The organism is Streptomyces niveiscabiei, assembly GCF_001419795.1.
Classification (GTDB): Bacteria; Actinomycetota; Actinomycetes; order Streptomycetales; family Streptomycetaceae; genus Streptomyces; species Streptomyces niveiscabiei.
In genome coordinates this window covers 1-8,215 of the sequence record NZ_LIRL01000611.1, presented here as the reverse complement: position 1 = coordinate 8,215, position 8,215 = coordinate 1, and the positions used below count along the sequence as shown (strand labels likewise).

Annotated in this window: 7 protein-coding genes; 5 read left to right on the top strand and 2 right to left on the bottom strand. The window is 71.9% G+C overall.

Translation table 11 applies throughout. From position 1 onward, the window contains the following. A partial coding sequence (locus tag AOK24_RS28010) for a LysR substrate-binding domain-containing protein (RefSeq protein WP_240554153.1) occupies positions 1–529 on the top strand: 529 nt, incomplete at its 5' end. 42 nt (positions 530–571) lie between these two features. Further along, on the top strand, positions 572–1,813 hold the full coding sequence (locus tag AOK24_RS28005; protein WP_055722835.1) for a pyroglutamyl-peptidase I: 1,242 nt from the start codon (positions 572–574) through the stop codon (positions 1,811–1,813). A gap of 6 nt (positions 1,814–1,819) precedes the next feature. On the opposite strand, the gene AOK24_RS28000 is transcribed toward AOK24_RS28005, so the two are convergent. Next, the gene (locus AOK24_RS28000) at positions 1,820–2,608 is read right to left on the bottom strand and encodes an EI24 domain-containing protein (RefSeq protein ID WP_055722834.1); all 789 of its coding nucleotides are present in this window, start codon (positions 2,606–2,608) and stop codon (positions 1,820–1,822) included. A gap of 9 nt (positions 2,609–2,617) precedes the next feature. Then, positions 2,618–3,148, bottom strand: a complete 531-nt coding sequence (locus AOK24_RS27995) for a MarR family winged helix-turn-helix transcriptional regulator (protein WP_079057026.1) — start codon at positions 3,146–3,148, stop codon at positions 2,618–2,620. A 91-nt stretch (positions 3,149–3,239) separates the two neighbouring features. Between AOK24_RS27995 and AOK24_RS27990 the strand changes: the two genes are divergently transcribed. From AOK24_RS27990 to AOK24_RS27980, 3 genes are all read left to right on the top strand, one after another. Beyond that, positions 3,240–4,238: an NADP-dependent oxidoreductase gene (locus AOK24_RS27990; protein WP_055722833.1), complete on the top strand. Its 999-nt coding sequence runs from the start codon at positions 3,240–3,242 to the stop codon at positions 4,236–4,238. Between the two features lie 156 nt (positions 4,239–4,394). Next, entirely contained in the window at positions 4,395–6,887 is a 2,493-nt protein-coding gene (locus AOK24_RS27985; RefSeq protein ID WP_055722832.1) for a M14 family zinc carboxypeptidase, read from the top strand. After that, on the top strand, positions 6,884–8,035 hold the full coding sequence (locus tag AOK24_RS27980; RefSeq protein WP_055722831.1) for a serine hydrolase domain-containing protein: 1,152 nt from the start codon (positions 6,884–6,886) through the stop codon (positions 8,033–8,035). Before AOK24_RS27985 ends, AOK24_RS27980 begins: the two co-directional genes overlap by 4 nt. Positions 8,036–8,215 lie beyond the last annotated feature (180 nt).

The window sequence follows — 8,215 nt, the reverse complement described above, 5'->3', positions numbered from 1 at the left end:
CACGGCGGGGCTGCTGGAGCGGCTGGCGGCCGGGCACCTGGACGTGGCGGTGGTGTCGACGACGGGCGGGGCCTCCTTCGCGCCGTACGAACTCCGGCATCTCCTCGACGAGTTCCTGTACGTCGCCCTCCCCGCCGGCCACCCGCTCGCCGACGCCCCGGACGTCCGGCTCGCCCAACTCGCCGACGCCGACTGGATCTCGGGCGGCCCGCACCCCGAAGGGACCTTGCTGGACGCCGCGTCGAGGCAGGGGTTCCGTCCCCGGGTCGCGCATGTCGTCGGGGAGTGGACGGCCAAGCTGGGGTACGTCGCCGCCGGGCTCGGGGTCGCGCTGGTGCCCGCGTTGGCCGCCGGGGCGGTGCGGCGGGACGTCGCGCTCGTGCGGGTCGTCGACGAAGGGGGGCCGACGCGGGCCGTGTACGCGGCGACCGTGCGGGGGCGGGCCGTACCGGCTGCCGGGGAGGCGTTCGTGGAGGTTCTCGCGGAGACGGCTCGCGCCATGGCGTGGACCACTCCCGGCACGGGATGATTCCGGGGTCCCAGCCTTCCCGGAAGGAACGGAAACCCCCACATGCCCTCCTTTCTCCGCGTCCACCTCGGCGCCGTGAGTCTCGCCCTCGTCGCGGGCCTCGCCTCCCCCGTCGCCGCGAGCGCGGCGCCCCCGCTCGCGCCGGCACCGACCGTCGAGGAGCAGCGCCTCGACCGTGCCGTGCCCCGGGAGATCCTCGCCCGGTCCGGATTCGACTCCGTGGCACCGGAGTTCGCGCGGGCGCTCGGCGGGGCGCGCGGCTACGCGCAGGCCCGTGCCGTGGTCGTGCGGGAGGGGTCGGCGCTGTGGCGGCGGGCCGTGGACCGGGCGCAGGGGCGGGGGCCGGTGACCGGTGATCTGAGCCGGGGGGACGATCGGCCGCTGTACTGGGCGCGGTTGGGGATGACGCGTGAACTGCGGGGCTGGGAGCCGTCGTTCGGGCTGAGCGCGGCGCAACGGGCGGCGCTGCTGGACGAGTTGGAGCGGACGTCCCGTGGGCAGACGGACATCGCCTACCCCGCCCGCGACAAGGGGCTCAAGCGGGTCCTCGTCACCGGGTTCGATCCCTTCACCCTCGACGCGGACATCCGTATCTCCAACCCGTCCGGCGCCACGGCGCTCACGCTGGACGGCACGGTGATCGAGACCGCGCACGGGCCCACCCGCATCGAGACGGCCGTCTTCCCCGTGCGCTGGCAGGACTTCACGGAGGGGAGCGTCGAGCGTGCGCTGCGGCCTCACCTTCCCCGGGTCGACCTCTTCACCACCGTCAGCCAGGGGCGCGTGGGGCGGTTCGACATCGAGCGCACCAACGGGGCGTGGCGCGGCGGCTTCGGGGACAACGACAACATCGGGCGCACGGAGACCATCCCGGTCACCGATCCGGCGTCGCAGCCGCAGTGGACGACCACGACGCTCCCGTACGCGGCGATCGTCGCGGCCCGTACGGGCCCGTTCCCGGTGTACGACAACACGAGCGTCACGGAGATACCGGCGGGCGGCACGGCCCCCGTCGAGCGGCCCGACGGACCGACGCCGGGCTCGACCGCCCGCGAGGGCGGGGGCGGTGACTACCTGTCCAACGAGATCGCCTACCGGGCGACCCTGTTGAGGGACCGCCTCGGCCTGCACGACTCCCTGCCGGGCGGCCATGTGCACACGCCGGTCCTCCAGTTCGGGGCGGGCAACACGACGGAGGTGACGGACCCGGAGTTCGTGGGGAACCGGGAGCGGATCGTGGGGCAGGTGCGGGAGATCGTGCGTACGGCGGTGTCCGCGAGCTGAGGCCGGTCAGGCGGCGGTTACCTCCTCGTCCTCGTGGTCCTCCTCCCTGATCTCCTCGTCGAGCATGTGCCGGGCCATGAGGGTCGCCCCCGCGACCGCGCCCGGCATGAGGAAGACGGCGACCACGGGGATGAGGAACGCGATGCCCAGGGGCGTACCGAAGCCCCAGACGAGTGTCTTGCGGGAGCGCAGCATGCTCAGGCGGGCGCGGAGTTCGATGCCCCGGCGCTGGAGGGCGACGGCGGTCACCTCTTCCGTGAGGAAGAAGCCGGTGACGAAGAAGCCGATGACGGGGACGACGGTCTGGCCGACGACGGGGAGGAAGCCGAGGCCGAAGAGGAGGACGCTCCACAGGCCCGCGCGCAGCAGGACGCGGAGGCTGTCGCGGGCGGAGATGAGGAGGTCGCGCCAGAGGGGGAGGCCGGACTCGGGGGCGGTGCCGTCGGGCGAGACGTCACGGTCGACGCTCTCGGAGAGGCTCTCGTAGAACGGCTGGCCGACGAGCAGCGTGACGGCCGTGAACGTGAGCACCGCGAGGAGCAGCGCGAGGGCGAACAGGACGACCGTGAGGAAGCCGCGGAAGAGGCCCTGCCAGGGGCTGGACCAGTCGTCGGCGAAGGGCGTCGCCCAGGAGACGAGGTCGCCGCCCCACATGATCAGGGAGGCGAGGGCCGCGACGTACAGCACGAGCGTGATCAGGCCGGGGATCAGGCCGAAGCCGTACTGCCTCCCGTGCCCGGCCACCCACCGCTGGCCCTGCACCAGATACCCGAAACCCACCCCAAGATCGCGCATGGGGAAACTCTATCGGCCGCCGCTGACAATGCCCTCCGCTCCGTCGGCGCCCTGCCCTCCGCCCTGCTCCCCGCCCTGTCCTGCGCCCTGCCCTGCGCCCGCCTCGGGCTCGCCGATCATGCGGCGCAGCAGGCTCCGCAGGACCTCGCGCTCGGTCCGGGTGAGCTCGGCGAAGGGCTCGTGGGCGAAGCGCAGGGAGTCGCGCAGGTCGCGGGCGACCTTGCGGCCCTCGTCGGTGGCGGCGGCGAGCTTGACGCGGCGGTCGGCGGGCGCGGGGCGGCGCTCGACGAGGCCGCGGGATTCGAGGCGGTCGACGATGCCCGTGACGTTCGACGGCTCGCACTTCAGGCGCTCGGCGATCTTGCGCATGGGGAGCGGTTCGAGGGTGAGGAGGCTGAGCAGGCGGGCCTGCGCGCCCGTGAGGGAGTGTTCCGTGGCCGCCGTGTCGTAGTCGTCGTGGAAGCGGGCCACGACCTCGCCGATGAGTTCGATGACTTCCACGGTGAGGGGGTCGTAGCGGCGGGTGCTGTCTGTGGCCATGCTCACCAGGGTACCCCGATACTTGACAACATGAAATATCCAGCCACATTATTGTTTCAGGTAATGAAATAAGTGCGAGGAAGGGTCCCCCATGCTCAACCGTGAATGGCACCTGCTCAGCCGTCCCGTCGGCTGGCCGAAGACCGAGGACTTCGCCCTGGTCGAGGCGGAGGTCCGCCAGCCCGGTGAGGGTCAGGTCCTGGTCCGGAACACGTACCTGTCGGTGGACCCGTACATGCGCGGGCGCATGAGCGCCGCGAAGTCGTACACCGCCCCGTTCGAGCTGGGCAAGGCCATGCAGGGCGGCGCGGTCGGCGAGGTGATCGAGTCGAACGCGGAGGGCATCGCCGTCGGCGACCACGTCCTGCACTTCGGCGGCTGGCGCGAGTACGCGACGTTCGACGCGAAGCAGGCCGTCAAGGTCGACGCCGGTGCCGCGCCCCTGTCCACGTACCTCGGTGTCCTCGGCATGACCGGCCTCACCGCGTACGCGGGCCTGCTGCGCACCGCCGCGTTCAAGGAGGGCGACTCCGTCTTCGTCTCCGGCGCGGCCGGCGCCGTCGGCAGCCAGGTCGGGCAGATCGCGAAGCTGAAGGGCGCCTCCCGGGTCATCGGCTCCGCCGGGTCCGACGAGAAGGTCAAGCTCCTCGTCGAGGAGTACGGCTTCGACGCCGCGTTCAACTACAAGACCGGCAAGGTCTCCGACCTGCTGCGCGAGGCCGCGCCCGACGGGATCGACGTCTACTTCGACAACGTCGGCGGGGACCACCTCGAAGCCGCGGTCGGCTCCCTCAACCAGGGCGGCCGGATCGCCGTGTGCGGCATGATCTCGGTCTACAACAACACCGAGCCCGCCCCCGGCCCCCGCAACCTCGCCCGCCTCATCCAGACGCGCGGGCGCATCGAGGGCTTCCTCGTCGGCGACCACTACGACCTCCAGCCCGAGTTCGTCGCCGAGGTCGCCCCCTGGATCGCCTCGGGTGCGCTGAAGTACCAGGAGACGGTGGTGGAGGGCATCGAGAACAACCTCGAAGCGTTCTTCGGCGTCCTGCGCGGCGACAACATCGGCAAGATGATCGTCAAGCTCTGACCGGGGCGCACACAGCGCTCGGTGTTCCCAAGGCCGCATCCCTGGACGTGGGGTGCGGCCTTCGCGCGTGCCCGGAAGCCGTGGTGATGTCCGGGCCCTCTTGTTGCCGTTGAGTCGAACAGGTACATCTCGCCGTACCGATCTGAGGAGGTACGCGTGAGGAGCACGAGAACCATCCCTGTCAGACCTTTGCTGATCGTCGGTGTCGTGGGAGCCGTGGCGGGCTCGTTGCTGCTGGGGCCGGAGACGGCCCGTGCGGAGAACGAACGGCCCAGCAGGGAGCGGGAGTTCACCGGGCGTGCCGCCGACTCGGGGGCGGCGGCGGCCCGTCGGGCGCTCGCGGCGCCCGTCGCCGAGCTCGGCGAGGACGGGCGGGGGTATCCGCGGCGGGTGGTGCTCTCGCCGGACCCCGTCAACTCTGCTGACAAGTCCATCAAGTTGGGACTCACGCCGTATCACGCGATCTCGGCGAAGCTGAACTCGCTCCAGCGGCTGGGGAATCGGGTGAGTGTGGAGGTCACCGGCCGGTCGGCGGGCGGGCATCGGCTGTATCTGGTGACCGTGACCGCGCCGGAGAGCGCCGCGCAGGCGCGGGCGCAGGAGCGGACCCGGCGGCTCATCGAGGACGCGAAGGTGTCGTGGGCGGGGCAGGTCGCCGGGTACAAGGCGCCCGTCTTCTTCAACAGCAACATCCACGGCAACGAGTGGGAAGGCACCGACGCCGCCCTGAAGGTGATCGAGCGGCTCGCGACGGCGAACGACGCGCGCACGAGGGATCTCCTCGCCCACACCCGGCTGTACTTCAACATCACCGCCAACCCGGACGGCCGGATCGCCGGCACCCGCGCGAACGCGAACGGCTTCGACCTGAACCGGGACTTCGTGACGGCCTCGCAGCCGGAGACGCGGGCGATGCGGCGCATCCAGATCGACAAGCAGCCGGCCGTCATGCTGGACCTGCACGGGTACGTGAACGGCACCCTGATCGAGCCGACCACTCCCCCGCACGGCGAGAACTACGAGTACGACCTGTTCCTGAAGAACACGTACGCGAACGCCCTCGGCATGGAGAAGTCCGTCAACTCCCTGGGCTACACGCCGGGTCGGGACGGGGTCGAACCCGCGCAGATCCCGTTCCGGGACCAGCAGGAGGGCTGGGACGACTGGCCGCCCATCTTCACCCCGCAGTACGCGGCCTACCACGGCACGGTGGCCGCGCACACGGTCGAGATCCCGCTGCGGGTGAACAACGCGGCGTACGACCTGCCCGTCGCGGAACTCCGGCGGCGCGCCGGCATCAACACGGCCGTCGCGGGCGCCGCGATGAACGCCACCCTCGACTTCGTGCGCGCCCGCCGCTCCCAGCTGATCGCCGACCAGATCGAGGTCTTCCGGCGCGGTGCGCGAGGCGCGGCGCAGATCCCGGTCTCCTCCTCAACTGTCCCCGGTGTGCCGGGAATCGGCCCGGAGGACGTCTACACGACGACGTTCCCGCGCGCGTACGTCATCCCGTCCGGCACGACGGCGGCGGCCCGGCTGGTCGACCACCTCATCGCCAACGACGTACGCGTCACCCGCGTCAACTCCCCTGCCGGCGCCTACCTCGTGGACATGCGCCAGCCCAAACGCGGCCTGGCGAACGCCCTGTTGGCCGACGGCCGTGACATCAGCGGCAAGGTGTCGACGATGTACGACATCTCGGGCTGGAGCCTGGGCCGCCTGTGGGGCGCGAAGGTCGAACGGGTCACCACGGGACGCCTCCCCGCGGCCCACGCCATCTCCCGTGCCGCGCCGGTGAGTTCGGTCCCGGCCTACGGCAACCTCCGCCTGCGCCTGGGCGACCCGAACGCGTACGCGGCCCTCAACTCTCTGCTGCGGCAAGGTGTTCCGGTACGCCGGGACAGCGCCACCAGCGTGATCGTCCCGGCGTCCGCCCGCCGCACGGCCGTTCAGGCGGCCCGCGCCCACAATGTCGCCTTCACCGCGACGCCGTTCACCGGGACGGCTCCGCTGCACCGCGTGCGGGTCGCCGCGGCCGTCACCTCCGGTGAGTTGTTCGCTCTGCGGGAGATGGGCTTCGAGGTGACGCCGGTCTCGACGGAGCTCCTCAACGCGGGCTTCGACTGGGCTTCCGTCGATGTCCTGTTCGCGTCGGCCGGGCTCGACCATGCCCGTCTGGACGCGGGCGCGAGGAGCGCGCTGGACAGGTTCCTCGCGGGGCACGGGCTGGTCGGCCGGGGCGCCGTGGGCGCTCAGGTCAACGCCGGGGCGGGGCTGCTGGCGGTGACCGCCGTCGAGGGCAACGAGGACGCCAACGGGGTGGTGCGGGTGGCAAGTTCGACCTCTCAGGGGTACGCGTTCGCGTACGCCCCCGTCTGGTTCACCGGCCTCGGCGCGGGGGTGCGCGTGGAGGAGTCGTACGCCGCCGGGAACCCGCTCGTCTCCGGCCACTGGCGGGCGCGGGCCGACGGCACCGGCGGTCCGTCCGCCGCCGCCGGGCGGCCGTCGGTCGTGAGCGGGCCGCATGCCGTCCTGTTCGGCACGGAACCCCTCTTCAGGGATCATCCGAAGGGGGAATTCCCCCAGGTCGCACAGGCTTTGTTCACCATGGCACACGCAAGCAGCGGTCTGGTCGAGGAGAGCGGATGACCCTGGAGATCCACGGCACCGTCGCGGACGGTTTCCTGTCCGTACGGGAGGAGTTCGCCGCGTTCGTGGCGACTGAACGGCCCGATTACGAGGGCCAGTTGTGCGCCTACGCGGACGGCCGCAGAGTGGTCGACCTGTGGGCCGGCGAGGAGGCGGGACCCGACTCCCTGTACGGGGTGTTCTCGTCGACGAAGGGTGCCGCGCACCTCGTCGTCGCGCTCCTCGTCCAGGACGGCACGCTGGAGCTGGACCGCAAAGTCACCTACTACTGGCCGGAGTTCGCCGCCGAGGGCAAGGGTCAGCTGACCCTGCGGGACCTGATCACGCACCGCGCGGGCGTGGTCGGCCTGGACGCCGGGTTCTCGGACGCGGAGCTGGCCGACGACCGGCTGCTCGCCGAACGCCTCGCCGACCAGCGGCCGTTCTGGCGCCCCGGCACGGCGTTCGGCTATCACGCCCTGGTGATCGGGGCGTTGACGGGCGAGGTGGTGCGCCGGGCGACCGGCCGCAGCCTTCAAGAAGTGTACGAGGACCGGGTGCGGGCGCCGTACGGGCTCGACTTCTTCCTCGGGCTGCCGGCGGCGCTCGAACCGCGTTTCCGGTCCGTGCAGCCGATGCTGCCGACTCCCCCGCAGCAGGCCGAGCTCGACGCCGTGCCGGCCGCCCCGCACACCCTGGCGTCCATCGCGTTCAACACGCACGTCCCGGACCCCGGCGACCTCGTCTCGTACGCCAACTCCCGTGCCGTGCGCGCCAAAGGCCCCGCCTCGGCGGGCGGGGTCGCCGCCGCGCGCGGGCTCGCGGGGATGTACGCGGCGGTGCTGTTCGAGGTCGACGGGCGGCCTCCCCTGCTGAAGCCGGACACCATCGCCGAGGTCGGGCAGATCCACTCCACGGGGTACGACCTGGTGGCCCGGGCGCACAAATCCTTCGGGCTCGGATTCCAGGCGGTGGCCGACACCGCCTACCCCTTCCTCGGCGCCGGCTCCTTCGGCCACAGCGGCGCCGGGGGCTCCCAGGCGTTCGCCGATCCGCGCGGGGGGTTCGCCTACGGGTACACCCGGCGCCGGATGGCGTTCCCCGGCGGGGCCGCGCCGGAGAACGAGCGGTTGGTGCGGGCGGTGCACGAGGCGGTGCTCGCGATGTGAGACACGGCGGATCGGGGGCGCCTCAGGTCGGGGCGCCTCGGGCGCGGCGCTTCGGGGTCGTACGTAGGTCGTAGCCGGGTAGCTCCCGGGTGCGGCCTACGTGCACCACCACAGGAAACGGTTGCAGGTTTCCGACGGTGACGGCTGGGGGGACGGCGCGGGCGGTGTCGGGTCCGCCGG

What these genes read in the sequence shown, in the direction of transcription:
- AOK24_RS28005 (WP_055722835.1), top strand. Translation starts at nt 572, where the DNA reads ATGCCCTCCTTTCTCCGCGTCCACCTCGGCGCCGTGAGTCTCGCCCTC.
- AOK24_RS28000 (WP_055722834.1), bottom strand. Translation starts at nt 2,608, where the DNA reads ATGCGCGATCTTGGGGTGGGTTTCGGGTATCTGGTGCAGGGCCAGCGG.
- AOK24_RS27995 (WP_079057026.1), bottom strand. Translation starts at nt 3,148, where the DNA reads ATGGCCACAGACAGCACCCGCCGCTACGACCCCCTCACCGTGGAAGTC.
- AOK24_RS27990 (WP_055722833.1), top strand. Translation starts at nt 3,240, where the DNA reads ATGCTCAACCGTGAATGGCACCTGCTCAGCCGTCCCGTCGGCTGGCCG.
- AOK24_RS27980 (WP_055722831.1), top strand. Translation starts at nt 6,884, where the DNA reads ATGACCCTGGAGATCCACGGCACCGTCGCGGACGGTTTCCTGTCCGTA.